This is a genomic window from Pradoshia sp. Z4_20, assembly GCF_058216035.1.
Window position 1 is genome coordinate 1 of the sequence record NZ_JBZAJD010000015.1, and the last position, 26,976, is coordinate 26,976.

Genomic DNA, 26,976 nt, shown 5'->3' on the forward strand with positions numbered 1-26,976 from the left:
AAGAGATTTCTCGTACTTTGGTGCTTTAGGTAAAAAAGGGTATGGTTACAATGTTAATTATCTATTATCCTTCTTTAGAAAAACTCTCGATCAAGATGAGATTACAAAGGTAGCTCTAATTGGAGTCGGGAATCTAGGTACAGCTTTCTTAAATTATAATTTTATGAAAAATAATAATACAAAGATTGAAATGGCGTTTGATGTTTCTCCTGATAAAGTAGGAACCCTTATAGGGGATGTTCCGCTCTATCATATGGATGAACTGGAGAAAAAACTTGAAAAGCAAGATATTAGTGTAGCTATTTTAACAGTTCCATCACAGGTTGCCCAATCTATTACAGATCGTTTAGTGGCTGCGAACATTAAGGCTATTTTAAACTTTACACCGGCACGTCTGAATGTGCCAGACAGCATTCGTGTCCATCATATTGACCTTGCAGTCGAATTGCAATCATTAGTATATTTTCTTAAACATTATCCATCCGGAAATACGGAAGATACAGAATAAAAAATCTCGAAGGTTTTCCCTCCGAGATTTTTTTTGTTATTCTTTTGGTTTTTCACTTTTCATTTTCTTTATTTGCTTATGAATCATCACCAAGCGGATTCCTGAACCAACATCAAGTGTAGCCAGTATGATCAGGAAATAGGTAAAGAAATCCCAACCGCTGCGTGATACATTTTGAACAGCAAAAAATATAAAAATAGCACCTAAAATTAAGTAAGTCGTTGCCATATACAACGGTGAACGTCTCATAACAAACCTCCGATAAAGCTTTGAACTTTATTAAGCTCTTCCATATTTTTTAATATATCATCTTTGTAAAGTGATTGTACGATTACAACTAATGTATTCATAGTAATGTGGGCAAAAATAGGAACAAGGATTCTCTTTGTTTTAACATATAAATAAGCAAATGTGAATCCCATTGCTGTATAAAGCAGGATATGTACAAATTCCATGTGAGCAACGGCAAAGATCAGTGAACTGATTAACGCGCTCAGGAAGAAATTCAATCGCTTGTGTAATGTGCCAAAGATAATTTTCCTAAAGACAATCTCTTCTAAAAATGGCCCAAGTACAGAACTGACTACCATAACAAGCGGTACTGCCTCAATGAGACCGAGTATATTCTGTGTATTTTCAGACCCGGTAGGAATACCAATAATTCGTTCGATATTACCAGCTATAGATTGTGAAAACAAAGCAAGAAATACTCCGCCAATTGCCCAGCCGATCGAAGCTCCCACACTTGCCTGATCGCCTAAGCTTCTATTATTTTTTTCATATCTCAGTAGGACTAGAGTAATGATAGAAGCCAGAATAAAGCTTATAACAATCCAATACCCTGCAGCCAATACTTCTATCCGTTCCGCGGGGATATTCGTGTTCGATAAGAAAACCAGCATAATTGGGATACCAAGAATAGAAGAAAATTGCATGGCAATATAGGTAATGAGAATTGACCAGTAATATTTTTTCAAATAGAAAAACTCCCTTAATCTTTTATATAGATATTAGATTGCGCATATCTTTAATTTTAACCGTTTTTACCTCATAGTTACAATTGCGAAACATTTTCCTTCTCTTCATCTACCAAACTGAAATAAAAAGGATATTTAGACCTTATTTGGGTAAGATAAATAAATGGTGATAAAATTTAAAAATTTTAACTAATATTACTTGCAAATCATTGGTTCTTTATTTAAACTATAAATTGTGTTAGCACTCAACGATGATGAGTGCTAATAAAAATGGAGATAACTTTAAGGAGGTAGTTTTACTTGTTAAAGCCACTAGGAGATCGCGTTGTGATTGAACTTGTCGCACAAGAGGAAAAAACTGCAAGCGGCATCGTGTTACCAGACACTGCCAAAGAAAAACCATCTGAAGGCAAAATTGTAGCGGTAGGAACAGGCCGTGTCCTTGAGAATGGTGAGCGAGTAGGATTGGAAGTATCTGAAGGCGATCATATTATCTTCTCTAAATATTCAGGTACAGAAATTAAATACGAAGGTAAAGAATACTTAATTTTACGTGAAAGCGACATTTTGGCCGTTATTGCTTAACGAAAATGTCGATTAAAAAATAAGACATAACAAAAAAATCGAGGAGGTAATTTACGTATGGCAAAAGATATTAAATTTAGTGAAGAAGCTCGCCGCGCTATGTTACGTGGGGTAGATGCATTAGCTGATACAGTAAAAGTTACACTTGGACCAAAAGGACGTAACGTTGTTCTTGAAAAGAAATTCGGTTCCCCACTTATCACAAATGATGGTGTAACAATCGCAAAAGAAATCGAGCTTGAAGACGCGTTTGAAAACATGGGTGCTAAATTGGTTGCAGAAGTAGCAAGCAAAACAAATGAAATTGCTGGTGACGGTACAACTACTGCAACAGTTCTTGCCCAAGCTATGATTCGTGAAGGATTGAAAAACGTAACAGCTGGCGCTAACCCAATGGGCGTTCGTAAAGGGATTGAAAAAGCTGTTTCTGTTGCAATTGAAGAATTACAAGCAATCTCCAAACCAATCGAAGGCAAAGAATCCATTGCACAAGTTGCTGCGATTTCTTCTGCTGACGAAGAAGTTGGCGCTCTAATTGCTGAAGCAATGGAACGCGTTGGTAACGACGGAGTTATCACAATCGAAGAATCCAAAGGATTTACAACTGAACTAGATGTAGTAGAAGGTATGCAATTCGACCGTGGATATTCTTCTCCATACATGGTAACAGATTCCGATAAAATGGAAGCTGTACTAGAAAATCCATACATCTTGATCACAGATAAGAAAATCTCTAACATCCAGGAAGTACTTCCTGTCCTTGAACAAGTTGTTCAACAAGGTAAACCTTTATTGCTAATCGCTGAGGATGTTGAAGGTGAAGCACAAGCAACTCTAGTTGTGAACAAACTTCGCGGAACATTCAATGCAGTAGCTGTTAAAGCTCCTGGATTCGGTGACCGTCGTAAAGCTATGCTTGAAGACATCGCTGCATTAACTGGCGGTGAAGTAATCACTGAAGAACTAGGCCGTGACCTTAAATCTGCTACATTAACTTCTCTTGGACGCGCTGCGAAAGTTGTTGTTACAAAAGAAACAACTACAATCGTTGAAGGTGCTGGAGAAACTAGCGAAATCGGTGCACGTATCAATCAAATTCGTTCCCAATTAGAAGAAACTACTTCTGAATTTGATAAAGAAAAATTACAAGAGCGTCTTGCTAAACTTGCTGGCGGCGTAGCCGTTATCAAAGTAGGTGCAGCAACTGAAACAGAATTGAAAGAGCGCAAACTTCGCATTGAAGATGCTCTAAACTCCACTCGTGCTGCTGTTGAAGAAGGTATCGTAGCCGGTGGTGGTACTGCACTTGTAAGTGTGTACAATAAAGTGGCTGCTGTGGAACTTGAAGGCGATGCACAAACTGGTGTTAACATCGTACTTCGTGCTCTTGAAGAGCCAGTTCGCCAAATCGCTCACAACGCAGGCCTTGAAGGTTCTGTAGTTGTAGAACGTCTTAAAAAAGAAGAAATCGGCATTGGCTTCAATGCAGCTAATGGCCAATGGGTAAACATGATCGAATCCGGTATCGTGGATCCTACTAAAGTAACTCGTTCTGCACTTCAAAACGCAGCTTCTGTTGCAGCTATGTTCTTAACAACTGAAGCAGTTGTTGCTGACAAGCCAGAGCCAGCTGGTGCAGGCGGCGGAATGCCTGACATGGGTGGTATGGGCGGAATGGGCGGCATGATGTAATCTGCTTCCCCCATTTAAAGAAGTATCCTACAAGTTGAAAAACTTGCGGGATGCTTCTTTTTTTGGTTTTTAATGGTGAAAAAAGGATGTACAGACACCATTTAAAAATACATAAGTTAACCTGCACTATAGCAAACAGCATTAGCGATAGCTTAGAAAACTAACAATGAATATTAGTCCCTTTTTTAAAAGGGTGAATTGACCAAGACCTTACCACTAACTATTAATCATTGAATTTTCTCCACATAGGCACCAATAGGCATATAAAAAAATAAAATGGAGTTGGGTATACAATTTCAACATATTCTATGCGAAAAGGAGATATCAACTTGGAAAAGAAGTCAAGCACAACAAAGATGGTTATCGTGATGAGAAAAGATTTACAAATGACAAAAGGGAAATATGTAGCCCAAGGAAGCCATGCTTCTTTAGGGGTTGTAAAGTGGATTGAATATAATGGAAATGAAAACCACAAAGAAATACTAAACAAATGGTTTGATGAGACATTTGTAAAAGTAACTGTTTATGTAGAAAGTTTGGATGAATTATATACGATTTATCATCTTGCGAAAGAAAAAGAATTACCTGTAAGACTTATCACCGATAACGGATTGACCATGTTCAACGGTGTTAAAACAGATACGTGTCTTGCTATACTTGGCGAAAGAGAGAAAGTGGATGAAGTAACTGGTCATTTAAAATTATTATAAATCTTGTATTGATATAGTTTTTACTAACGCAACCCATTGTAAATCACAGTTAAAGTGTTGTACCTCAGATATGGCGAAACCTCGATAGGAAGGTACTTCGTTAAAGATTTACACACTTTCATCCTTAGGGTGGCATTAGTATGTTTAGAATTGGACGTTCGTTAAATAGCAGAATAGGATAATATAAAAAAGAAGCGTTCCTAGTGTAGCGATGCAGTCCTAACTTACGGATCCAATACACTAGGTACGCTTTTTTTTCTTTATATACATTACGTATATTAAAAATATTAAGAACATTGATGTTGATTTAAATGGCCTTCTAAGAGTTGTTTATAATGCTTTGCTTTCTTATATTGAGTAACTTTGTATAGATATTCAGCTGGATGTTTAGCACTGCTAACAGCGTAAACAGCGTTCATATATTCTATGTTAAGTTGTGATTTAGTTTTATTGTCAATTGTGATTGTATTCATGGTAACACCTCATAAATTATTGATTAACTATAACGGAGTATACACCAAATTTTTATTGATTTTTTATAACTAACAGCCTTGTTAGGATGCAAAAAGTCTTTGTTATTTTCCAGAGTAGTAGTTGTTTTTAGAATTTTTAATTATATAAAAAGATGCGGTACAGGCACTTCTTAATAGTTTAGATAAAAGCATATCCGAATAGCCTCTTTAATTTAGAGATGACTATTAGGTTCAAGATGTATTACCTAATAAGTTGAAACAGTCCTCTTGGATACCCCCTCAATATTTCTATATTTTACATACGCCCAGCTCAGCAGTTTCCTGTTACCCTAAGATAATGTGGATTATTTTCGTTAACAAAACTAATGATGACGTAATTGAATTTTTTTTAATTTAATCCTAATAATCCATGTAATCATTAGGAAGATAGGAAGATGTCAATGGAACAAAAATATTTAAAAAAGGGCGGGCTTATTGCTTTCATCGCACTATTATCGATGACGCCTCCTCTGGCAACAGACTTATATATGCCTTCGTTGCCTGAGATGACAAACTATTATCAAACAACCTCGTCAGTAACGAGCTATACAATGACGATATTCTTTATTTTTATGGCAATTGGTATCCTCATTCTTGGCCCAATGAGTGATAAGTACGGACGAAAGCCAGTCCTGTTGGGCAGTATCCTTGTCGCACTAACTTTTAGCATCATTTGTGCAATTTCGCCATCGATTTGGATCATGATTGCAGCACGGGCAATTCAGGCATTTGGTGCAGGAGGGATGGTTGCCATCTCTACAGCTTTGATTAAAGACAGCTTCGAAGGAAAAGAGATGTCTAATGTTTTGTCAATCACGCAGGCGATCGTTCTGCTTGCTCCAATGCTAGCGCCTATTTTGGGAGCGGTTATTTTAGCCTTTTTCAGCTGGAAGATGACATTTGTTGCTCTAGCTGCTCTATTCCTAGTATCACTTATAGGAGGATTTCTTTTAGAAGAAACTTTGCCGCAGGAAAAGCGAGTATCTGGCAGTATATTTAAATCTATCTTAGGGCTTACAAGTATTGTGAAGGATAAGAAGTTTACCAGCCTATTGCTTGTTGTTGCTCTCTTAATGGCACCGTTTATGGCATATCTAACACTCGCTTCATATATTTATATAGATGGATTTGGCATCTCAGAATCTGCCTTCAGCCTTTACTTTGCCGGTGCAGCTTGTATAGGTTTGATTGGACCATTTCTTTATATGCGTGTTGGTGGCGGTTCGATAAAAAAATCGATCAATATCGCATTTGTAATTGTCACAATATCTATCTGCCTGCTCTTCTTAGTAGGTTCCATCAGCCCATTTGTATTTCTTGTATGCTATGTGCCCTTCACGGTTATCACGACATATCTCAGACCGATGGTGTCAAATACGCTATTATCTATGCAAAAGTCAAATGTCGGAGCAGCTTCAAGTCTAATGAACTTTGGCTTTACAGTGATCGGCAGTGTAGGGATGATGGTTGGGTCACTCCAGTGGGGAGATTATATTAATGGCTTGAGCATGACAATGCTGATTTTCCTCGTTTTATCCTTGTTATTATGGATCTATTGTTTGCAAAAAAAAATTATTACGGATTAAAGGCTTGATTTTAATAAAAGAGTTGCCACAGGATGATGTCTTGTCGGCAACTTTTTTTTATTTGGATTATTGCCCATCTCAAAAACCTAATTTATTTTCCGCTGTTCTTAGTCTTTGGATAATTTAAATTGGGTCAAGGTGAAGATTTCCGGGCTTCTTCTGCTGTCTTTTTTGCATAAATCCATATTTCTGTAAAAGACTAATTCTGATAAGAAAGGGGAGAAGATTGAATGCATTATGGATATATTGGTCCTGGCACAAATCCAGGCCAGCTTGTACAAAAAAAGGGACGCTATGTAACAGGTTTTTCTGTTGGGATTTTGTACTTGGATGAGAATTCCTATCCTGTCATTCCCGGCAATGTCGCAAATTATTCAACCTTTCCGTTTCCTGTTCATTATAAATTGGTTCCCGGCTGTACGGGTCAGCGTCTTTTAAATAATGATAGAACTCTGGAAAAAGGGATTATTGAAGCAGCAAAGCAGCTTCAAAGTGAAGGGGCAAAAGTAATTTCCAGTGCCTGTGGATTCTTTGGAAACTTTCATAAGCAAATAGCAAATGCATTAGAAATTCCTGTTTATCTGTCTAGCCTAGTTCAAATGCCGATGATTCAGGTTGGATTAAAGCCAGGGCAAAAGATCGGTATATTAACAGCCTATGAAAAAGGATTGACTGATTCTCTTTTAAAAACTTGCGGTGTTACAGACAGGTCTAATTTAGTCATTGGTGATTTAAGTCAGGGAGAAGAGTTTTCATCTATTTCTAATGGAACTGGTACGTTTAATAATGAAAAGCTGAGGGATGAGGTTGTAAAAAAGGCAATTGAGATAAAGGAAAAGCATCCTGAAATCGGAGCCATCTTATTAGAATGCAGTGACCTTCCTCCCTATGCATTTGATATCCAGCAAGCAGTGCAGCTACCTGTGTATGATTTTATTACACTCATTAACTGGGCACATTATGCAAATAGCCAAAGCCCATATTATGGATTTATTTAATAAAGTGAATGAGTGAAGACAAACACAAGTCCAAAGAGCTTGTGTTTTTTAATATTTATCTTTGCTGGCCTTATAAAATTATTATTTTTCTGTATCTTTTGGCAAACAAGAGAGAGCAATATGAGTCAAAAAAATGGAAGTAGAAAGCACTTTGACGGTAACTCTTTTTATATTTGATGAGTTTTCCAACATGCTTAGATTATACAAACAAATCTATGTTTCAATGTCTAACCTCTAACGGGATTGTGAAAAACAAACATTTACTATATCAATATAATTTTAGATTTCAATACGTATTAGCAAAATAAATCAAAAAACATAAAAAAGTAAGCACTTTCATGTAATGAATTTTATTTATTGATATACTAGTATAATAAGTAGGTGTTCTAAAGAATGCCCTTTAAGAACGCTGACTTCCGGGAGTGTGAAAAGTAGTGAATAAATGGGCAAAGGATATTTATCAACCTAAAGTTTTAGATGGATCTATTTTGGCTTCTTATCGTCTTCAAGGATTAAATACAGATGTGACTGGATTTAATCAATTTGAAACACACGGTACATATGAGATTTATGTCTTTGAAGAGGGGCAGTGTAATTATTTTATTCATAATAAAATGTATGACTTACAACCAGGAGATATCATTCTTTTGGACAGATTTACTTTACATAAGACAAATACTGTTTCTCCTGATACCTATGTAAGGAGTACCATTCATTTTTCACCAGCTTGGTTAGGGAGGTTATTTCCTGTTTTGGGCATGCCAAATCTTTTGGACCCTTTTCAAAAGCTGAATAACTGTATTTTGCGAACTGGATTTGATGCTTCGGGTAAATATGTTGCAGAGAAAATTAAATGGTTCGCAAAGCAACTGGAGATAATCGATCAGGAGTTTCAATCTACAGGTAAAATAAATTCGATATTAGAAACAGAACTGAAAATAGAATTTCTCCAACTATTGATGAAGATTTATAAAATGAGCCAATGTTCACAGCTGCACGTCGAACAAAAGAAGACAGAAAAGAAACAGCATGCTGAGAATATTCTCTCATGGATTAATCAGCACTATTGCGAAAAAATCAGCTTAGAACGTATTGCAAAAGAGTTTAATCTAAATAAATACTATGTATCCCATGTCTTTAAAGAGGTTACTGGCTATACGGTCATGGAATATGTAATGGAATGCAGACTGATTCAGGTAAAGTATTTATTGGAAATGAAGCTTGATCAATCACTGGAAGACATATTCCGCTCGACGGGTTTTGGAAGTGCCGCCCACTTCAGTCGCTTTTTTAAAGAGAGAATTGGGATGACACCAACTAGTTATCGGAAAATGAAAGGAAGACAAACTTTTGGTTAATTATGCTCAGTACTGAGCAATCTAAATTTTCTATATCAAAAAGTTAGAAAACAACACTCATACCAATTTATAAGTAACTTTGATTGAATATGCTCAATATTGAGCAATATCTCGATTTATGTAACAAAGAAAGAAGAACACAATATACATACCAAATTATAAATAAAACTTTAATAAATTATGCTCAATATTGAGCAAATGTAAGGCTGTTCCGTTCATAAGAGTAAACACCCTTCTATCTTAAGAAAAAGAAGGTATATGTTTAGTTAATTATGCTCAATACTGAGCAAATTATATTTGTTGGATAGATTAAGGAGGATAACTAAATGAGCATGAGAGAACCAGTACTCCAGCAGGAGGAACAACTTAACTCTAGTACGGTAAGACCATTCGGCTTACGAGATAAAGTAGGCTATTTACTAGGTGACTTTGGAAACGATTTCTTTTTCTTATTAACTAGTACATTTTTAATGGTATTTTATACAGATATTTTCCATATTAGTGCTGCAACAGTAGGGGTATTATTTATGGTCGCTCGACTATGGGACGCATTTGCTGATGTAGCTTGGGGACGTTTTATTGATACACGACCAACAACAAAAAATGGAAAGTTTAAGCCTTGGATATTGCGTATGTCATTCCCATTAGTATTTACAGGTGTTTTAATGTTCACAACCATTCCTGGAATGTCAGATGGATTCTATCTAGCATGGGCATTTGTGACATATATTGTTTGGGGTACATTATACAGTACAGTTAATATTCCTTATGGATCAATGGCTTCTGTTATTACAGCTGATCCAGTTGAAAGAACAACATTGTCTACATGGCGTACAGTAGGTGCTAGCTTAGCAGGTCTTATTATTAATGTTCTTGGACCAATGATTGTATTTATTGATAACAAAATTAGTGCAGATCGCATGTTCATGACAGCTTGTATCTTCGGTGTGTTAGCAATTGCTTGTTATATTGGTTGCTACAAACTTTCAACAGAACGTATTGAGGCACCAGCAAAAGAAGTGAAGAAGGGTGATTTCCTGCGTTCTTTGAAAAGCTTAGTGAAAAATAAACCATTCCTATGGGTACTAACAGCATCACTCATGACTATGTTAACATCTTTTATTGTTATGGCAGTTAATACGTACTTGTTCAAAGATTATTTCGGTAATGCAGCAGCGCTAAGTATAATTGGACTTGTTCAAATGGCGTCAATGTTCATTACAGTTCCATTAGTTAAGCCACTAGTTGCAAAGTTTGGTAAAAAGGAAATCTCAATTGTCGGAATGGCATTTGCAAGTGTTATATACATTGCGCTATTCTTCTTAAAAGGTATTGAAACAATGCCGTTTATCGCTATTGTAGCACTAGCTATGATGGGCATGAGTTTCTATAGTTTTATTACTTATGCATTCATTTCAGATGTTATTGACTATCATGAATACCTAACATCATTACGAGAAGATGCAACGGTTTATTCTATTGTTTCTATGTCTAGAAAAATAGGACAAGCAGTAGCTGGTGGTATCGGTGGGGTGGCAATCGCCGCTGTTGGTTATAATGCTACATTAGGTACGCAACCACAAGAAGTATTAGATGGTATTTACATGCTAGGTACATTAGTGCCGGGTGTATTATACGGAATCATTGCAGTTGTTTTATTCATGTATCCTTTAAACAAGCAAAAAACAATTGAATTAAGTAAAGAATTAGAAGCAAAACGTAATGCAAATAGTTAATGAATTGAAGATTAAGGATGAATTATTGGCTCTAATTGGTATGAATAATCATTAGAGCCAATTCTAGATATTTTACGGTGGAGGATTTAGTTAATGATCGACTTAAAGGAAAAAACAATGATGGTAGATTTAAAAGCAAAACCGTTTAATTTAACAGATAAAGATATTAAATGGGTAGAAGATACAATTGCAGAGATGACAATCGAGGAAAAAATCGGTCAGTTATTCGTAAACATGGGAGCCAGCCGCGATGAAGAGTACTTAAAAGGAATGTTAGCTACTTATCATATCGGTGCCGTTCGTTACAATCCAGCTACAGCTGAACAAGTATATGACCAAAATAAAATCTTACAAGAAAATAGTAAGGTTCCTCTATTAATAGCTGCAAATACAGAGTGCGGTGGAAATGGTGCTTGTATAGATGGTACATATGTAGGTCATCAAGTAAAAATAGGTGCTACAAATGATCCTAAGTATGCTTATGAATTGGGGAGAGTATCCGGAGAGGAAGCTGCTGCTATCGGGTGTAACTGGAGCTTTGCACCAGTTGTTGATATCGATATGAACTGGAGAAACCCAGTAATATCTACTCGTTGCTACTCCAATAAAGCAGAGCAAGTTTTAGAATACTCTTTAGAATATATGAGAGGAATAATGGAAAGTGGTATAGCTCCAGCTGCTAAGCACTTCCCTGGAGATGGCGTAGATGAAAGGGATCATCACTTATCATTTGCTCCAAACACGTTAACAGTAGAAGAGTGGGATAATACATTCGGAAAAGTATATGGAGGATTAATAGAAGCGGGATTACCTTCTATCATGTCAGGACACATCGCTTTACCGGAATATGTACGTCACTTTAAACCAGATGCAACGATTGAAGAGTTAGCAACGCCATCAAGTTTAAGTAATATCGTCTTACAAAATCTATTAAGAGATAAATTGAACTTTAATGGTGTAATCGTAACGGATGCTTCTCACATGGTAGCGATGACATCTGCTATGAAGCGCAGTGAGATGTTACCTACAGCTATAGCTGCTGGCTGTGACTTATTCTTATTCTTCAATGACCCGGAGGAAGACTTCAACTGGATGATGGAAGGCTATAAAAAAGGAATCATCACTGAAGAAAGACTTGAAGAGGCATTAACTCGTATATTAGGATTGAAAGCATCTTTAGGATTACACACAAAAGCTAAAACTGAAATTTTACAGCCAAAAGAAGAAGCCATGGCTAAAATCGGAACAGAAGCAAATAAGGCTGTTGCACCAGAAATATCAGATAAAGCGATTACATTAGTGAAGAATAAGCAGGAATTATTACCAATCAATCCAGAAAAGAATAAGAGGGTTTTACTTGTTGATGTAAAAGGACCAGAATCTGCTTATGGTAAAATCATGGCTGCTATGTCGGTTGGTAAGAAAAAGCCAATCGAATTAATGAAGGAATTACTTGAAAAAGCAGGTTTTGAAGTTGAAATATATGAATCTGCAATAGATAAGATATTAAAACTTCCACCACAAGAAATGTTAGGTGCAGTCATGAACGTATATGCTCAAAAACGTCCAATATCTGATTTAACAAGTAAGTATGATTTAATCATAAACATAGCAGACGTACCACCAAGCACAGATCAGCGTATTCAATGGAATCCTTCAAAGGGAACTCCAGATATACCGTTCTATGTAAATGAAGTACCGACAATATTTATATCTTTACAATGTCCATTCCATTTAGCAGATGTACCGCAAGTTAAGACATACATAAATGCCTATGATAGTCATGAACATACATTATCTGCAATAGTTGATAAATTGTTAGGACGTTCAGAATTTAAAGGTGTAAGCCCTGTCGATGCATTTTGTGGATTTATCGATACAAGAATTTAATGAAGTGTTTATATAAATAATAGGTTTTTAGATTATGTAATTTAAAACATCATTTCATTTCTGCCGTAGGTAAGAAGATAGTTAGACGGAATTTAACTATCTTCTTTACTTATATAAAGCTTTGAACAGAGACTAGCAGTGTTTTCTCTAATAGGAGTGAGACTAAGTATGGTGAAAATGTTATCAAGGTTACCAGGTGAGAATAATAATAACTACTCGTATAGAGCAATTAAAGAAGGGATATTATCATTAGAATTACTGCCTGGACAGTTATTGAGTGTTGGAGAACTGACTGAGGCATTAAAAGTATCAAGTACGCCTATAAAAAGTGCGTTATGGAAACTACATCAAGAGCATCTTGTAGATGTTATTCCACAAGTTGGGTCATATGTTTCAAGAATAAATTTGGAATTGGTTGAAGAAGCGTCGTTTATGTGGTTTGACTTAGAAAAGAAATATTTAAAATCAGCATGTAATTATTTTTCTGAAGAGAATGTTGATCAGTTAAGGAGAAATCTTGATCTTCAAGAAATACTGTTGATTCAACAAAACACACTGAGTCCAAAAAAGATGACTAGACAATTTAATGAATTAGATGATGGCTTTCATTCGATTATCTTCCGAGGCCATCATAGGGATAATACTTGGAAAGCAATTTCACGTATGAATATGGATTATCACCGAATGATTAACTTTAGCCAACATCATTTTGAACAGATGATTGCTGAACATAGAAATATACTTTCTATAATTGAGAATAAAGAGATGGAACGAGTGGAAGATACTCTTAAAAAACATATATTCAAACCACTAGATTATTGGAGAAGGTATAAAGAAGAAATCTGCGAGAAGAATGAGCGCAAAATATTCATGGCTACAACATGATCTTACGTTAACGTAATAAAAATTACAAAGAAGCCTCTCAAAAGCTACGCACTTTTAAGGGACTTCTTTTTAAGTTATTAACATAAAAATGTCGATTGTAATTTTTATAATATTAAAGAGTCTTTAGTGTCTTTAATGCACGATGAATTATTAATCAGTAAGATCTACAACAACTTTAATCGTTTCATTGGCAGCGATAGCTGTGTCAAAAGCCTTTGAAAGGTCGTCTAATTTATAGACTTGCGTTACCATTGTTGCGATTGGTGTTTTTTTCTTCTCAATATGATCAACAACACGTACGATATCTTCATGTGTATATCCGCTTGCACCAATAATTTTCAGCTCTTTTCCCATCATAGCTCCAAAACTTATTGGTACTTCTTGCTTGTACACAGCCACTATGGCAAAACGAGCATCAGGTTTAGCCAAATTGAATACTTGTTCAAATAAAGGGGCGGCACCAGCAGCATCAACAAAAGCATCCACATTTGGAATTGAATGACCATAGTAATCAACTGTTCCGAAATACTCCACAAGTGCTGTAGCTAAGTCTTGTTTACTTGTATTGATTGTTTTCGCACCTAATTCTTGAGCTTTAGCTAAACGCCAATCATTGATATCTACTACAACTACATCTTTAATACCCTCACCAATCAAGCCAGCAGCAGCTGATAATCCGATCGGACCGGCACCAAGTACTACGATATGTTCACCTGGTTTAGGGTTAGTTGAGAAAGCACCATGAAAACCAACGCTCATAGGCTCCATTAATGCCGCTTCTTCAGGTGTTACTTCATCTGAAAAAGTGTATAAGTTATAATTTAATGCCGCATCTTCGATGACCACAAATTGAGAAAAGCCGCCGGCTTCACAGGAAAGTGCTTTTCCAACTCGTTTAGCGGTAATTGGGTTCACCCCGACGCGCATTCCTACGTGAATGTCCTTTACCTCTGAGCCTACTTCTGCTACTTCACCGAAAAATTCATGACCGAATTCTTTTTCAAACCGGATGCCCATATTTCCGGCACCAGCTTTAACTATATTAATATCTGTACCGCAAATACCACAACGCAATGTACGCAATAATACATCCTTCGGTCCGATTGTTGGCATTGGTAACTCTTCAACTCGTACATCATTTAAGCCATGATAAACTCCTGCTTTCATCTCATTCACCCCAATTTTTATAAGTATACTTAATTTTATGACAATTAATATACCAGAGCAATTTGGAAATATTTAAATGAGAAATAAAAATGTTACTAATCTACTAAAGAAAGTTATTGTTGGTGGTAATATATGTATATGTTGTTTTGAATCTATATATCGGTAATTTTAATTTCTATTTTAAACAAGTAATCAATATTTCTATGCGTATTGTTTGTACACGGGATTATCTCCATGAGACCGACTGATTATCCGAATGTGATCAAGCCTGAATAAACAAATGAACTTTATTTTAAAAAAACTAAAACCGGAAACGGAATAGCCTCGTCAATATTTAGGAAGGGGGAGAAATAGTGGATGAAATAACAATGGAACGCCTCGTTATTGAGGAAAAGGAGATCATCATCGACGAACTGATGGACCAATATGGGCAAGAAATTTTACAACTCTCCTATTCTTATGTGAAGAATCGTGAACTTGCTGAGGACCTTACCCAAGATATCTTTGTAAAATGCTATCAATCCCTTCATACATATAAGGGGAAATCAAAAATTAGGACATGGTTGTGGAGAATAGCTATTAATCATTGCAAGGATTATTTGAAAAGCTGGTACAAAAACCATGTCTTCCTCTCAAGTGATGAATACATTTATTCTGGTGAAAGTGGGCATAGCACTGAACAAGCGGTTATTCGGCAAGATGAAGAAGAACGTCTGGCGCATTCTGTTATGCATCTGCCGATTAAATATCGGGAAGTCATCTATCTTCATTATTTTGAGGGGATGCCCATTCGTGAAATGGCGCAGGTACTATCTATTAATAACAATACAGTGAAAACGAGACTCCGCAGAGCGAAGGCACTTTTAAAGGATAGTTGGGAGGGATATAGCGAATGGAAGAACGGTTGAAGGGTCTTAAAAAGGCTATGAAGGAAACTTGCATGCGGGAGCTAGATTTCTCAGAAACTATGAAAAAGCGCATTCATAAGTCCATCGCAAAAGAATCATTCAGCGAGCAGGATATGTTCATTAACCTCCTCCAGCTTCTTTTAAAGGAAAGGACAGGCTTTGAATTAACAAGGCTTCTTGCAGTAAGAGGCATAAGAAAGTATGAGGACGAGGAAGGTTCTATATATGCGTTTTTGCATGAACAGGAGCTAGCGGGAATCATTACGGCTTCATGGGGATCATCAGGAGAAAAAAAGTATCAGCTGACCGACAAGGGGAGACGTGCGCTTGAAAAGTCTGATGAACGAGTATGGCTAGCTAGTCTTACCTTGAGAGGACAGGCGGAGAGGTGATCAGAATGGTCAATGATAGAGAACGCTTTTTGGGAGAAGTTATCGGGCAAATTCGCTCAAAGGAAGCGAAGGTAAGTGTTGAAAAAGAATTGAATTATCATCTTAAGGAAGCAAAGGAATATTGGCTGGGGAAAGGGCTGTCGGCTACGGAGGCACAGGAGAAGGCGATTAAGCAAATGGGAGATCCGTATAAGCTTGGTGAGAAGATGAACAAGCTATACCGACCGAAAGTGGATTGGCTGCTTCTTTCCCTTTTAGCAGCAGTGATGATGCTTGGATTTCTCCCGATTTTATCAATGGATTCGTCACAAGTGGAAATACAGGATTCATTTATGCGGAATAGAGTGATTTTTGGTCTGCTAGGCATAGCGCTGGCAATTGGGATTATGTACTTTGACTATCGGAAGCTGCAAAGATGGGGTTGGGCCTTTTATCTGGTTGGTGTAGCTATACTCTATGGGTTACGGCTAATTCCGTCTTATACAATCAATGGGGAACCTTATTTTGGTATACCAATGCTTGGTTCATTCAATTGTTGGATTGCATTGCCGTTCTTTTTCCTGGCTTGGGCTCAATTTTTTCAGAATAAGAAATTGAAAGTTTGGCAGCTTTTTCTTTTGTTTATCTACTCCTTTTATCTTTTCTTAATGGTTCCAGACCTAGCAATCTCATTTATCTATGGAATGACAGTTTTGATTATGTTATGGTGGAGCCATTTAAGTAAGAAAACTGCATTATTTATAACCGCAAGTACGATTACAGCATTCATAATTGGGTTGGTAGCCGTTTTGCCTTCTTTAAAAGGTTATCAGAATGAGCGGATAGCAGCCTATATAAATCCCGAGAAGTATGCAGATGGTTCAGGGTATATGTATGTGCAACTAAGGGAGCTGATGACCGAAGCAAAATGGTATGGAAGCTCTGCTGGCCTGGGTAATGTTCTTCCAGGAACATATTCCGATTATGCATTGGCGGGTCTGACCTCTCATTTCGGGTATGTTGTCACCGTGGCAGTTCTGATTATTCTCCTATTATTTGTGATTCGAATGGGGTATATTGCGATAGGAGCACGCAATAGATATGGAAAGTTACTTGTTATCGGAGCTCTGGCCCTGTTTTCTTTACAATTTTTCTATAATATTGCGATGATATTCGGGTTTGTCCCGATTATGACAATCTACTTACCGTTTATCAGCTATGGCTGGATGTCGACGATTTTGAATGCGTTTTTAATAGGAATTGTACTTAGTGTTTACAGGCGTAAGCATTATGGTGTAATGACAGTAAGAGAGTGCGAGGTCAATTAGGCCTAGCATCCTTTTTAAGCGAGGTTCGGACCAAACCAATTAACATCATCTTCCATAGGCAGAAAATAAGAGTGGGAAATCACGAAAAGGATTTCAGGCTATATTAACGGACAAATCATCGCGGTTAATGGCGGACGTAATATGCTTAGAGGATAATGATATAATCCCATCTGTTAAACACAGGTGGGGTTTTTATGTTAATGTTAAACTTATCATATATTATAGTGGGATTTTGGAGTAATGAATCAATAGGAGTGTTCTAATCATGCAACAATTGCAGTTCGAAAAATCGTGGGATAAAGCGTTATCTGCCCAGGACCGAAGCTATATAGAAAAAGTATTTGTAGAGACAAAGCATCTAAACGGCACAGGTGTAATTTTCTCTCCTATCCGGGAAGCCATCAACCACAAAGAGGCACTGCTTGTGACCGTATTAGTCCATAATTTCACGGATCAGCCGCTTACATTTAATAACACAAGATTACGATACAAAATTCAGGGAGAGGTTATTGCGGAAAATGAATTTACCTTACCTAAGCTTGTGATTCCAAATGAAGTGAGTATGCCATGGACATTTATATTTCCAAAAGAAAGCTACAAAACACAGCTATCTATTAAGAATGGACGATTAGAGGCAGTTTGAATTTCAACAGGCAAAAAGACCAAAATCAGTTGAATAAAATTATATCGAAAATAGTAAAAAGTTTTTAATATAAATAAAGTTTCTGAGAGATCTAAACTTCCTAAGGTAATATAAAACGGCTTGATTCAAGTAGGAATCATCAAGCCGTTTTTATTATCAGGAAGATTTAGCATGAAGTATGACGAGGAATTTTCCATCCTGGACTTCATTAGAGTAACGTTGAGCGTCCTCTTCAGAAAGTCCGATATTCATCAGAGAGTTTAATAATCCTCCTTCACTGGATCGGGCTCCAACTAGCGCACCGCCGAGCATAGTTAAAACAGGACCTGCAGCCAAAATTGCCCCTAAACCTGGGACCAATACAGCCGGTAATCCTGCGAGTGCGCCGGCAATGCCGAGTGCCCCTCCGGTAGCAGCTCCTGCAATAGCTCCATCCATAGTAGATATTTTTACTTCCTGTGACATCTTGGATAAATCATTTGCCTGGTTAGCAATCACGGAAATTTCATCAGTCGTATAGCCTTCCTTTTTAAACTCCTCAATAGCATCTGCTGCTTGTTGCTCGTTTTCATATACGTTAATCACATAATCTCCCATTCTATACCTCCCAATTTTCTTTAATATGACTTATTTACCCGTTTTAATATCTTTAGACACTTTTTCCTGGGTGTACTGGATAGATCGTTATTTTTTATTAAATTAAAGTATTCGATTTATAATAAAATGGGTTCGGGCCAGACAACGAGTCATAAGGAAACACCTTTTTATCTTGTTAAAATCAAGAAAAATAAAATTTAATTCTAAATAAAACAGTGAATAACTGAGTAATTTAAAGATTTCATATCATTTGGCTATCAAAGTGGTTATATTTAACTGTTTTTCTGTATTTTAGGATGAATATGAGCTACTCATACTCTTTACAACTGGAAAATACCGGAGTAGTATTACTCTCATAATTAAATCATTCTTAATCGCTGAATCTTTAAAGAGCGGGGGAACCACTTTTGTGACTCTTGTCACTTGGGGTGAATCCTTAATCAAGGTAGGGCTACTCTTTTGGCCCGAATCCGACAGCTAACCTCGTAAGTGTTAAGGGAGAGGATGGTGTAACTGGGGAGTCGAAGAAGTTATTTCGACCACAGGGTAGACCTCTGTGGTCTTTTTTGAATTTTAACAATTTAATACGTTAATATCTTAAATCGCTGAGTCTTTTTAAAGAGCGGGGGAACCACTTTTGTGACAATGTCACTTGGGGTGAATCCTTAACAAGGTAGGGCTACTCTTTTGGCCCGAATCCGACAGCTAACCTCGTAAGCGTTAAGAGAGAAGGTATTACCTTTGGTTTAAAGCCCACTGTGTAATACAGAGGGCTTTTTTGTGCTTTTTGAATGGTAAATTTTAACAAAAATAAGGAGGAACCAACCAAATGTTTCGTATGAGTTATCTGGATATCAAGCTGCTCGAGGAAAAAGCAAAAATAGAGGATGAGAATGCAAGAAGAGCTAGTTCAATCGTTTACCAGAATAACCAGATGAATATTTCATATTATCCGAATGGTTTCTCTAAAGTTAGATAAAAGGACAATAAGGGGTGTCCTTTCTATCATTCGATCAACATATATGGGATATAGAAAGGGCAGCTTTATCCTTCTATGAGATTAAGGGGGATTTAAAAGTGGGAAACGTGCTGATTATCGGCAAAGGCAATCTTTATACGTCAGTGATTTCTAGTAATAGCTTCAGAACAAGGGCATTTGATGTATTGCCTTATAAGCAATATTTTAAATCTCTTTACAACACGGAAAATGGAAACAGGAGAATAGATAACCAAATTGAAATGGAAAAGGAATTTTTGGTATATAACAAGGTTTATATTATTTCAGATTCCATCAATGAAGGGTTTGAATTGACTACCTTCTTTTCTAAATTGGGTACGAGAAAAATCATTGTTGCGACACAATGCAGCAGGGATTATCAGCTTTACAAGAAGCTCGGCGCCAAACTTGTTTATATAAGTAAACCTGGAAGCAGCTCATATAGTTGGTTAACCAATCACCTTTAACCTTTAGCTGTGGATTAAAAAATTAATTTTATGAAAGGAAGGTTCTTGTGGATTTTATTTCAATTGGATTAGCAGTAGGTTCATTTCTAATATTTTGGGGATTTATCAAATTTTGTGACAATGTGATTGAGGAACGAGGGGTAGAAAAATGATCTTTATAGGAATTGTTGTAGGTGGACTTGCGATTTACTTGGTTGATGCCTTAATTCATCCAGAGAGATATTAATTTATTAAAACACTATGGGGGAAAGAATAATGGATTTTATACAAATAGCATTGGTATTAGCAGTTCTTTTATTGCTTGCTATACCTATGGGGCGCTACATAGCCCGTGCTTTCTCTTTGGAAGAGACAAAGCTTGATCGAGCATTTGGCGGAATAGAGAAAATAATTTATAAGCTGTCAGGAATTTCGCAAGGGAATATGAAATGGAAGCAATACGCAAAGGCTTTATTGGTTAGTAATATAGCAATGTTTGCTATATGTTATATAATCGTTCGTCTACAAGGTGTTTTACCGGGAAATCCAAGTGGGATTGCTTCAATGGATCCGTTCTTATCTTTTAATACAGTAGCGAGTTTTTTAACCAATACTAATTTACAACACTATAGCGGAGAATCAGGATTATCTTATTTATCACAAATGATGGTTATTATCTTTCTGATGTTTACAACACCAGCGACAGGAATTGCTTTATGTATCGCCTTTATGAGAGGCCTGACAGGGCAAAAAAGCATAGGTAACTTTTATGTGGATTTAATCCGTGCCCATACACGTATTCTGATCCCGCTTTCCATCCTGGTTGGAATCGTGCTAGTAGGTCAGGGAGTTCCGCAAACAATAGGGCCGACGATTACAGCTACGACCCTGGAGGGTGCCGAACAGCAGATTGCGCGTGGACCTGTTGCAGCTTTGGAATCTATTAAGCATTTAGGGACTAATGGCGGGGGATTTTTCGGTGTAAACTCTGCACATCCATTTGAGAATCCAACACCACTCACGAACGTTATTGAAATCTTATCCATGTTTTTACTACCAGCTTCACTGCCAATCGCTTTTGGACATATGGCTAGAAGCCGTAAGCAAGGTTGGATTTTATTCAGTGCGATGGGAATTATGTTTCTTGCGTTCTTATCATTAGCCTATTTTAGTGAAGCAAATGGAAATCCTGCGCTTCGAGAAATCGGCCTTTCTCAATCAGATGGAAGTATGGAAGGGAAGGAAGTGCGGTTTGGAATTGCCCAAAGTGCCCTATTTACAACAGTTACAACAGCTGCAACCACAGGCACAGTAAACAATATGCATGACACGTTAACCCCGCTTGGAGGGTTGGTTCCATTGGGGGAAATGATGTTGAATTGTGTATTTGGTGGGGACGGTGTTGGAACCGTAAATATTTTAATGTATGCCATTCTAGCTGTTTTCTTAGCAGGATTAATGGTTGGGCGAACACCTGAATTTTTAGGGCGTAAAATCGAAGCGAAAGAAATGAAGTTAATCGCCATTACCATTTTAATACATCCGCTAATTATTCTGGCTCCATCGGCCATTGCGCTGGCAACAGAAATGGGGTCATCAGCGATTTCGAATTCAGGGTTCCATGGAATTACTCAAGTCGTCTATGAATTTACTTCATCTGCGGCGAACAATGGATCAGGATTTGAAGGCTTAGGTGATAATACACCATTTTGGAATATATCAACAGGGTTAGTGATGTTATTTGGCCGCTATTTCTCCATGATTGCCATGCTTGCAGTAGCTGGATCGTTACTAAATAAAAAACCTGTTCCGGAAACGATTGGTACGTTTAAATCAGATAACATCACATTCATCGTTCTTCTGGTGACTACGGTTTTAATCGTAGGGGCATTAACATTCTTCCCAGTTATCACGCTCGGACCAATTGCGGAGTATTTATCGATTCGCTAATAAAGAAAAAAGAAGGTAAAGGAGTATTCTAATGAACACAAAGCGTAAAGCGGCGATTAATAACGCTATAGTCAAGCGTGCTTTAATAGATGCTTTTAAAAAGCTGGACCCGCGTCTGATGGCTAAAAATCCAGTCATGTTTGTAGTAGAGGTTGGGTTTGTTATCACCCTAATCCTGACCATTTTCCCCACCCTATTTGGAGGGGGAGCGAGTTCAATTTACAACGGGAGTGTAAGTGCAATCTTACTTCTTACCATTCTATTCGCTAACTTTGCGGAATCTTTAGCAGAAGGAAGAGGTAAGGCACAAGCTGAAAGCTTGAAAAAGACAAAACAAGATACAAGTGCCAGATTGCTTTTGAAAGATGGATCAACCAAAATGGTCCAATCAACTGAATTGAGAAAAGGGGATATAGTTGTTGTCAAAGCAACTGAATTGATTCCTGGCGATGGGGAAATTGTAGAAGGGGTAGCCTCTGTTGATGAATCAGCAATAACAGGTGAATCTGCACCGGTTATTAAAGAATCTGGTGGAGATTTCAGCTCAGTCACCGGCGGTACACGAGTAATTAGTGACAGGCTAAAGATTCGAGTGACGACGGATCCAGGTGAATCCTTCCTTGATCGTATGATTCATTTGGTTGAAGGAGCTAAGCGCCAAAAAACACCGAATGAAATTGCATTAAATACATTGCTCGTCAGCTTAACGTTGATATTCTTAATTGTTTGTACGACCCTGGTTCCAATCGCCTCCTATGTTGGAGTGACTATACCAATCGCAACTTTGGTAGCCTTACTTGTTTGTTTGATTCCTACGACGATTGGGGGACTGCTTTCAGCGATTGGAGTCGCCGGGATGGACCGAGTTACTCAATTTAATGTAATTGCTATGTCAGGTAAAGCAGTGGAGGCGGCTGGGGATATTAATACGATAATTCTCGATAAAACAGGAACGATAACCTATGGGAACCGGATGGCTACAGCATTTGTGTCCGTTGGAAAAGCAGATCAAATAGAGCTGAATAAAGCCGCACAAGCTAGCTCTCTTCATGATGAGACTCCTGAGGGACGCTCGATTATTGAGCTGGCAAAAAAATCAGGTGTTTTAGAAACTGTGGGACATGAAATTGATTCCGAAGGCGTTGAATTTAAAGCGGAAACACGGATGAGCGGAACGGACTTTGCGGATGGAGGGAGAATTAGAAAAGGGGCCGTAGATGCTATTAAAGAGTACGTGACCGCTCAGGGAGGGACTGTACCAAAGGATCTTGATAGTAAAACAAAAACAATCGCAATGGAAGGTGGCACACCGCTTGCAGTAGCAGAAGGTAATAAAATTCTAGGCTTAATATATTTAAAAGATACCGTCAAACCGGGAATGAAAGAACGATTTGACGAATTACGAAAAATGGGGATAAAAACGGTCATGTGTACAGGGGATAACCCACTGACCGCCGCAACGATCGCTCGTGAGGCGGGGGTGGATGATTTTATCTCTGAGGCAAAACCCGAAGATAAGATTTCCGTTATTAAAAAGGAACAAGCCGAAGGAAAGCTGGTAGCGATGACAGGAGACGGAACGAATGATGCACCGGCACTCGCGCAGGCTGATGTTGGCCTTGCGATGAATAGCGGAACGATTGCGGCAAAAGAGGCGGCGAACATGGTTGACTTAGATTCTGACCCAACGAAGATCATTGAAGTAGTAGCCATCGGTAAGCAACTGTTAATGACAAGAGGTGCTTTGACTACGTTCAGTATTGCTAATGATGTTGCGAAATACTTTGCGATTATCCCAGCTATGTTTATGGTAGCAATCCCGCAAATAGGGGCACTAAATATTATGAATCTAAATACACCACAAAGCGCGATTCTATCCGCTCTCATCTTTAACGCAATTATCATCCCATTGCTTATACCACTGGCAATGAAGGGTGTTAAATATGTGCCGATGAGTTCTACAAAACTATTAAATCGTAACCTCACGATTTTTGGATTCGGGGGAGTCATTGTTCCGTTTATCGGTATTAAGGTAATCGATTCTCTGCTTATGGTCATGAATTTTGTTTAAAAATAACTAATAAAGTAAAGGTGACGTATACATGTTGAAAAATTTGAGGGTAAGTCTGGTACTACTTCTTATATGCGGGATCATGTATCCTTTGGCGATGACAGGGGTATCACAGCTGATTTTCCCAGCTAAAGCCGATGGCAGTGTGATCGAAGCTAAAGACGGGGATGTGGTAGGTTCTGAATTGATTGGGCAGAGTTTTAAGGATGCGAAATACTTCATGAGCCGTGTATCTTCTATTGAATATAATGCTTCTGGATCAGGGTCAGGAAATTATGCACCATCTAATGAGGATATGATTGAGCGGACTAAAAACGATATAAAGGCATTTTTAGAAAATAACCCTGATGTGCAAAAAGAAGATATTCCGGCAGATCTTTTAACAAATTCAGGTTCAGGTTTGGATCCGCATATTTCACCGATGGCAGCGAAGATTCAAGTACCGAGAATTGCTGATGTCAGGGACATGGATGAAGAGCAATTAGAGTCCCTTATTATAAAAAATACGGATGGAAGGCAATATGGGATATTAGGAGAACCGCGGGTAAATGTATTACAGCTAAATATGGAGCTTGATAGATTGAAATAAGGAAGAAGGAGAAAGGGAGAGTATCGTATACCAGCTCTCCTTTTCTTGTCTGTAGAAAGATAGGGGTGAAAGCATGGTCGAATTTCGCAGAAAAACTCCCGAAGAATTTTTACAATCGATTTATGAAGTGAAACGAGGAAGGCTGAAAATTATTCTCGGGGCGGTTTCTGGATCGGGAAAGACCTATCATATGTTATTGGATGGGAATGTATTGAAGAAGAGATCGATTGATGTTGTGATTGGAATAATCAGTCCATCCAATCGTCCTAAAACAAATGAACAAATCGGGGATTTGGAGACGATTCGACCAATTGAATGGGTGGAGAACGGAATAGTTAAACAGGATTTAGATATTGAAGCCATTAAAGAAAGGAATCCAGAAGTTGTTCTTGTTGATATCTTGTCACATCGCAATCGCTTAGATGCACCGCATAAGACAAGACTTGAAGATGTAATAGAGCTAATGAACCACAATATTAGTGTAATTACAACGATGAACATTTACGAATTAAATGGAGTTAGAGAGATTGTTGAAAAACTGTTAGGCATTAAAGTACAGGTGGATCATTGTGTACCGAATGACACCCTTGCGATGGCAGATGAGGTTAAGCTTTTGGATGTAACACCTGACCAAATTCTTAATCGTTTACAGGATGGCAACATAGACCGGGTATTAGAAGAGAAATTGTTTAAACGAGCAAATTTGGCAGTATTACGCGAGCTTGCCTTACGCCATTTAGCAGGTGAAGTAAATGACGAACTGGATGAATATCGAGAACAGCAAGGGCTGATAGGACCATCCGGAGCATCGGAGAGAATTCTTGTTACCGTTCAATATCACTGGAATGGCTCAATTTTAGTACGTAGAGGACAACAAGTTGCAAAACGTTTGGGTGGTGAGCTATTAGTCGTATGTTTCCTTTCACCGGATAGAAAGCTTTCAAAGGAAGAGCAAACTTTTAGAAGGTCCATTAAAAAGTTAGTTCATAAAGTTGGAGGTAAATTTGAAGAATTTTCTATTACTCGAACGGATGCAGCCGAGGAAATCGTCACCTATGCAACTGACAAGAAAATCACCAAAATTGTAATAGGCCATTCTAAAAGAAGCCGCCTGGAAGAAATCATAAACGGCTCGGTCATTAATAAAATTCTGCGAAGTACGCAAAACATAGATATCTTGGTTGTAGCTGACCGAACAGATAAAAGTGGAAAAAGAGTAATACCTGCTAAGTTGGGAGACGACAATAAAATCAATCCATACCGTCGCTTATCAAATCGAGAAGTGGAAGAGCGGATTGGAAAAATGAAGCGTGGACAATTAAAGGTTTATATTGGGGCAGCTCCAGGTGTCGGGAAGACGTATACGATGCTGCGTGAGGCTAACGAGTTGAAGAAAAACGGAATAGATGTCGTAATTGGTTTGCTTGAAACACATGGTAGGAAAGAAACACTTGATCAAGTCGGAAGCTTGGAAATGATGCCACGAATGAAAATTAACTATAAAAATGTTGTGATTGAAGAAATGGATGTAGATGCCATTATAAAGAGAAATCCCGAGGTGGTACTAGTTGATGAATTGGCTCATACCAACGTACCAGGCAGCAATCATAAAAAACGTTATGAAGATGTTGAAGAGATTATAAAATCAGGGATTTCGGTCATCTCAACCATGAACATTCAGCATTTAGAAAGTTTAAATGACAGTATTGAACAAATTACAGGAGTGCGGGTACGGGAAACAGTACCCGATCAAGTTCTCCGAATGGCAGATGAGATTGAGCTTATTGATATTTCTCCAAAGGAGTTGCAGCAACGTATGCTGGAGGGGAATATATACGCAAAGGAAAAAGTAGAACAGGCACTGAATCATTTTTTTAAAACGTATAATTTAATCGCATTAAGAGAACTCGCCCTTCGTGAAGTCGCTGATGATGTTGATGAGAGACTAGAATTATTGGAACGTAACCGTACTTTAAGAGGACCGTGGCGAAAACAAGAGGTCATCTTTGTTTGTGTAAATTTACGCGGGAACAGTGAGCGTTTAATTCGACGTGGTTTTCGAACTGCTTATCGGTTGAAGGCTAACTGGTATGTGGGTTATGTAAGGGAGCATTCTGTTCTAACAGACGAAGAACAGTCCAAAATGAAGAACTTGCAGTTTTTAACCGAAAGACTGGGTGGGATTTTTGAAATATACGAAACATCCCACCGAAGAAAAGTTGTTGAAGAATTGGGAGAACGATTAAATGACAAAGAGGCAACCCAAGTGTTTATCGGACAATCGACACGGACACGATTGGAAGAGATCATAAGAGGTTCGGTTGTCCAAAAGCTATTGCGTTTAGTCCGTCATTTAGATGTATTAATTATTGCAGATCAAAAACCTGATAAAAAGAAGGGACTAAGTTAACCGCTAAATTTAGAACAGCATATAAACTAATCAGTCGGGCATTCTAAAGCAGAGCAGGAAGT

General features: G+C 37.8%; 26 protein-coding genes and 2 riboswitches. Of the genes, 21 read left to right on the forward strand and 5 right to left on the reverse strand.

The genetic code is table 11. The features are described 5' to 3' along the window. On the forward strand, window positions 1-508 hold a 508-nt coding region (locus AC4BHP_RS18175; protein WP_490553656.1), incomplete at its 5' end, for a redox-sensing transcriptional repressor Rex. A 36-nt stretch (window positions 509-544) separates the two neighbouring features. On the opposite strand, the gene AC4BHP_RS18180 is transcribed toward AC4BHP_RS18175, so the two are convergent. Beyond that, on the reverse strand, window positions 545-757 hold the full coding sequence (locus tag AC4BHP_RS18180; protein ID WP_066109994.1) for a YdiK family protein: 213 nt from the start codon (window positions 755-757) through the stop codon (window positions 545-547). Next, entirely contained in the window at window positions 754-1,485 is a 732-nt protein-coding gene (locus tag AC4BHP_RS18185; RefSeq protein WP_066109993.1) for a CPBP family intramembrane glutamic endopeptidase, read from the reverse strand. The genes AC4BHP_RS18180 and AC4BHP_RS18185 overlap by 4 nt, the downstream gene beginning before the upstream one ends. Window positions 1,486-1,785: 300 nt before the next feature. Here AC4BHP_RS18185 and groES point away from each other — a divergent pair, with 300 nt between their 5' ends. The 3 genes from groES to pth2 all read left to right on the forward strand — a co-directional run bounded on the left by groES (window position 1,786) and on the right by pth2 (window position 4,472). Further along, window positions 1,786-2,070, forward strand: coding sequence for a co-chaperone GroES (gene groES / locus AC4BHP_RS18190; protein ID WP_066109990.1), 285 nt, complete (start codon window positions 1,786-1,788; stop codon window positions 2,068-2,070). 57 nt (window positions 2,071-2,127) lie between these two features. Next, window positions 2,128-3,762, forward strand: coding sequence for a chaperonin GroEL (gene groL, locus AC4BHP_RS18195; RefSeq protein ID WP_066109987.1), 1,635 nt, complete (start codon window positions 2,128-2,130; stop codon window positions 3,760-3,762). A gap of 329 nt (window positions 3,763-4,091) precedes the next feature. Further along, window positions 4,092-4,472, forward strand: coding sequence for an aminoacyl-tRNA hydrolase (pth2, locus tag AC4BHP_RS18200; protein WP_490553659.1), 381 nt, complete (start codon window positions 4,092-4,094; stop codon window positions 4,470-4,472). A gap of 287 nt (window positions 4,473-4,759) precedes the next feature. Here pth2 and AC4BHP_RS18205 read toward each other — a convergent pair whose 3' ends face one another. After that, window positions 4,760-4,945 carry a hypothetical protein gene (locus AC4BHP_RS18205; RefSeq protein ID WP_490553661.1) on the reverse strand — a complete coding sequence of 62 codons (186 nt, stop codon included), beginning with the start codon at window positions 4,943-4,945 and terminating at the stop codon, window positions 4,760-4,762. A 440-nt stretch (window positions 4,946-5,385) separates the two neighbouring features. Between AC4BHP_RS18205 and AC4BHP_RS18210 the strand changes: the two genes are divergently transcribed. The 6 genes from AC4BHP_RS18210 to AC4BHP_RS18235 all read left to right on the forward strand — a co-directional run bounded on the left by AC4BHP_RS18210 (window position 5,386) and on the right by AC4BHP_RS18235 (window position 13,437). Next, the gene (locus tag AC4BHP_RS18210; protein ID WP_490553663.1) at window positions 5,386-6,570 is read left to right on the forward strand and encodes a Bcr/CflA family efflux MFS transporter; all 1,185 of its coding nucleotides are present in this window, start codon (window positions 5,386-5,388) and stop codon (window positions 6,568-6,570) included. Between the two features lie 230 nt (window positions 6,571-6,800). Further along, the gene (locus AC4BHP_RS18215) at window positions 6,801-7,568 is read left to right on the forward strand and encodes an aspartate/glutamate racemase family protein (RefSeq protein ID WP_490553665.1); all 768 of its coding nucleotides are present in this window, start codon (window positions 6,801-6,803) and stop codon (window positions 7,566-7,568) included. 434 nt (window positions 7,569-8,002) lie between these two features. After that, the gene (locus AC4BHP_RS18220) at window positions 8,003-8,926 is read left to right on the forward strand and encodes an AraC family transcriptional regulator (RefSeq protein WP_066109945.1); all 924 of its coding nucleotides are present in this window, start codon (window positions 8,003-8,005) and stop codon (window positions 8,924-8,926) included. A gap of 326 nt (window positions 8,927-9,252) precedes the next feature. Continuing rightward, a complete protein-coding gene (locus tag AC4BHP_RS18225) occupies window positions 9,253-10,662 on the forward strand; it encodes an MFS transporter (RefSeq protein ID WP_066109943.1) in 1,410 nt (469 codons plus the stop codon). Window positions 10,663-10,755: 93 nt separating this feature from the next. After that, window positions 10,756-12,552 (forward strand): glycoside hydrolase family 3 protein, encoded by a 1,797-nt coding sequence (locus AC4BHP_RS18230; protein WP_217491089.1) that lies wholly within the window; start codon window positions 10,756-10,758, stop codon window positions 12,550-12,552. Between the two features lie 168 nt (window positions 12,553-12,720). After that, complete coding sequence (locus AC4BHP_RS18235) at window positions 12,721-13,437, forward strand: GntR family transcriptional regulator (protein ID WP_066109938.1); 717 nt, start codon at window positions 12,721-12,723, stop codon at window positions 13,435-13,437. Window positions 13,438-13,587: 150 nt separating this feature from the next. On the opposite strand, the gene AC4BHP_RS18240 is transcribed toward AC4BHP_RS18235, so the two are convergent. Further along, window positions 13,588-14,604 carry a zinc-dependent alcohol dehydrogenase gene (locus tag AC4BHP_RS18240; RefSeq protein WP_490553668.1) on the reverse strand — a complete coding sequence of 339 codons (1,017 nt, stop codon included), beginning with the start codon at window positions 14,602-14,604 and terminating at the stop codon, window positions 13,588-13,590. A gap of 353 nt (window positions 14,605-14,957) precedes the next feature. Between AC4BHP_RS18240 and AC4BHP_RS18245 the strand changes: the two genes are divergently transcribed. From AC4BHP_RS18245 to AC4BHP_RS18260, 4 genes are all read left to right on the forward strand, one after another. Next, entirely contained in the window at window positions 14,958-15,512 is a 555-nt protein-coding gene (locus AC4BHP_RS18245) for a sigma-70 family RNA polymerase sigma factor (protein ID WP_490553670.1), read from the forward strand. Further along, window positions 15,497-15,904 (forward strand): PadR family transcriptional regulator, encoded by a 408-nt coding sequence (locus AC4BHP_RS18250; RefSeq protein WP_066109930.1) that lies wholly within the window; start codon window positions 15,497-15,499, stop codon window positions 15,902-15,904. The genes AC4BHP_RS18245 and AC4BHP_RS18250 overlap by 16 nt, the downstream gene beginning before the upstream one ends. 5 nt (window positions 15,905-15,909) lie before the next feature. Continuing rightward, entirely contained in the window at window positions 15,910-17,211 is a 1,302-nt protein-coding gene (locus AC4BHP_RS18255; RefSeq protein ID WP_490553671.1) for an FtsW/RodA/SpoVE family cell cycle protein, read from the forward strand. A 265-nt stretch (window positions 17,212-17,476) separates the two neighbouring features. Next, window positions 17,477-17,854: an SLAP domain-containing protein gene (locus tag AC4BHP_RS18260; protein WP_490553673.1), complete on the forward strand. Its 378-nt coding sequence runs from the start codon at window positions 17,477-17,479 to the stop codon at window positions 17,852-17,854. Between the two features lie 156 nt (window positions 17,855-18,010). On the opposite strand, the gene AC4BHP_RS18265 is transcribed toward AC4BHP_RS18260, so the two are convergent. Next, window positions 18,011-18,451: a general stress protein gene (locus AC4BHP_RS18265; protein WP_148631271.1), complete on the reverse strand. Its 441-nt coding sequence runs from the start codon at window positions 18,449-18,451 to the stop codon at window positions 18,011-18,013. Window positions 18,452-18,816: 365 nt separating this feature from the next. Further along, window positions 18,817-18,959, forward strand: a riboswitch (cyclic di-AMP (ydaO/yuaA leader). An 85-nt stretch (window positions 18,960-19,044) separates the two neighbouring features. Next, a riboswitch (cyclic di-AMP (ydaO/yuaA leader) is annotated at window positions 19,045-19,185 on the forward strand. Between the two features lie 95 nt (window positions 19,186-19,280). Between AC4BHP_RS18265 and AC4BHP_RS18270 the strand changes: the two genes are divergently transcribed. The 7 genes from AC4BHP_RS18270 to AC4BHP_RS18300 all read left to right on the forward strand — a co-directional run bounded on the left by AC4BHP_RS18270 (window position 19,281) and on the right by AC4BHP_RS18300 (window position 26,914). After that, on the forward strand, window positions 19,281-19,430 hold the full coding sequence (locus tag AC4BHP_RS18270; protein ID WP_490553675.1) for a hypothetical protein: 150 nt from the start codon (window positions 19,281-19,283) through the stop codon (window positions 19,428-19,430). Between the two features lie 98 nt (window positions 19,431-19,528). Then, window positions 19,529-19,915: a hypothetical protein gene (locus AC4BHP_RS18275; protein ID WP_148631273.1), complete on the forward strand. Its 387-nt coding sequence runs from the start codon at window positions 19,529-19,531 to the stop codon at window positions 19,913-19,915. 148 nt (window positions 19,916-20,063) lie between these two features. Continuing rightward, the gene (locus AC4BHP_RS18280) at window positions 20,064-20,141 is read left to right on the forward strand and encodes a potassium-transporting ATPase subunit F (RefSeq protein ID WP_077248205.1); all 78 of its coding nucleotides are present in this window, start codon (window positions 20,064-20,066) and stop codon (window positions 20,139-20,141) included. 29 nt (window positions 20,142-20,170) lie between these two features. After that, window positions 20,171-21,844, forward strand: coding sequence for a potassium-transporting ATPase subunit KdpA (gene kdpA, locus AC4BHP_RS18285; RefSeq protein ID WP_490553677.1), 1,674 nt, complete (start codon window positions 20,171-20,173; stop codon window positions 21,842-21,844). A 31-nt stretch (window positions 21,845-21,875) separates the two neighbouring features. Further along, window positions 21,876-23,915: a potassium-transporting ATPase subunit KdpB gene (gene kdpB, locus AC4BHP_RS18290; RefSeq protein WP_490553679.1), complete on the forward strand. Its 2,040-nt coding sequence runs from the start codon at window positions 21,876-21,878 to the stop codon at window positions 23,913-23,915. Between the two features lie 31 nt (window positions 23,916-23,946). Further along, the gene (gene kdpC / locus AC4BHP_RS18295; protein ID WP_140462269.1) at window positions 23,947-24,504 is read left to right on the forward strand and encodes a potassium-transporting ATPase subunit KdpC; all 558 of its coding nucleotides are present in this window, start codon (window positions 23,947-23,949) and stop codon (window positions 24,502-24,504) included. A gap of 73 nt (window positions 24,505-24,577) precedes the next feature. Next, on the forward strand, window positions 24,578-26,914 hold the full coding sequence (locus AC4BHP_RS18300) for a universal stress protein (RefSeq protein WP_490553682.1): 2,337 nt from the start codon (window positions 24,578-24,580) through the stop codon (window positions 26,912-26,914). Window positions 26,915-26,976 lie beyond the last annotated feature (62 nt).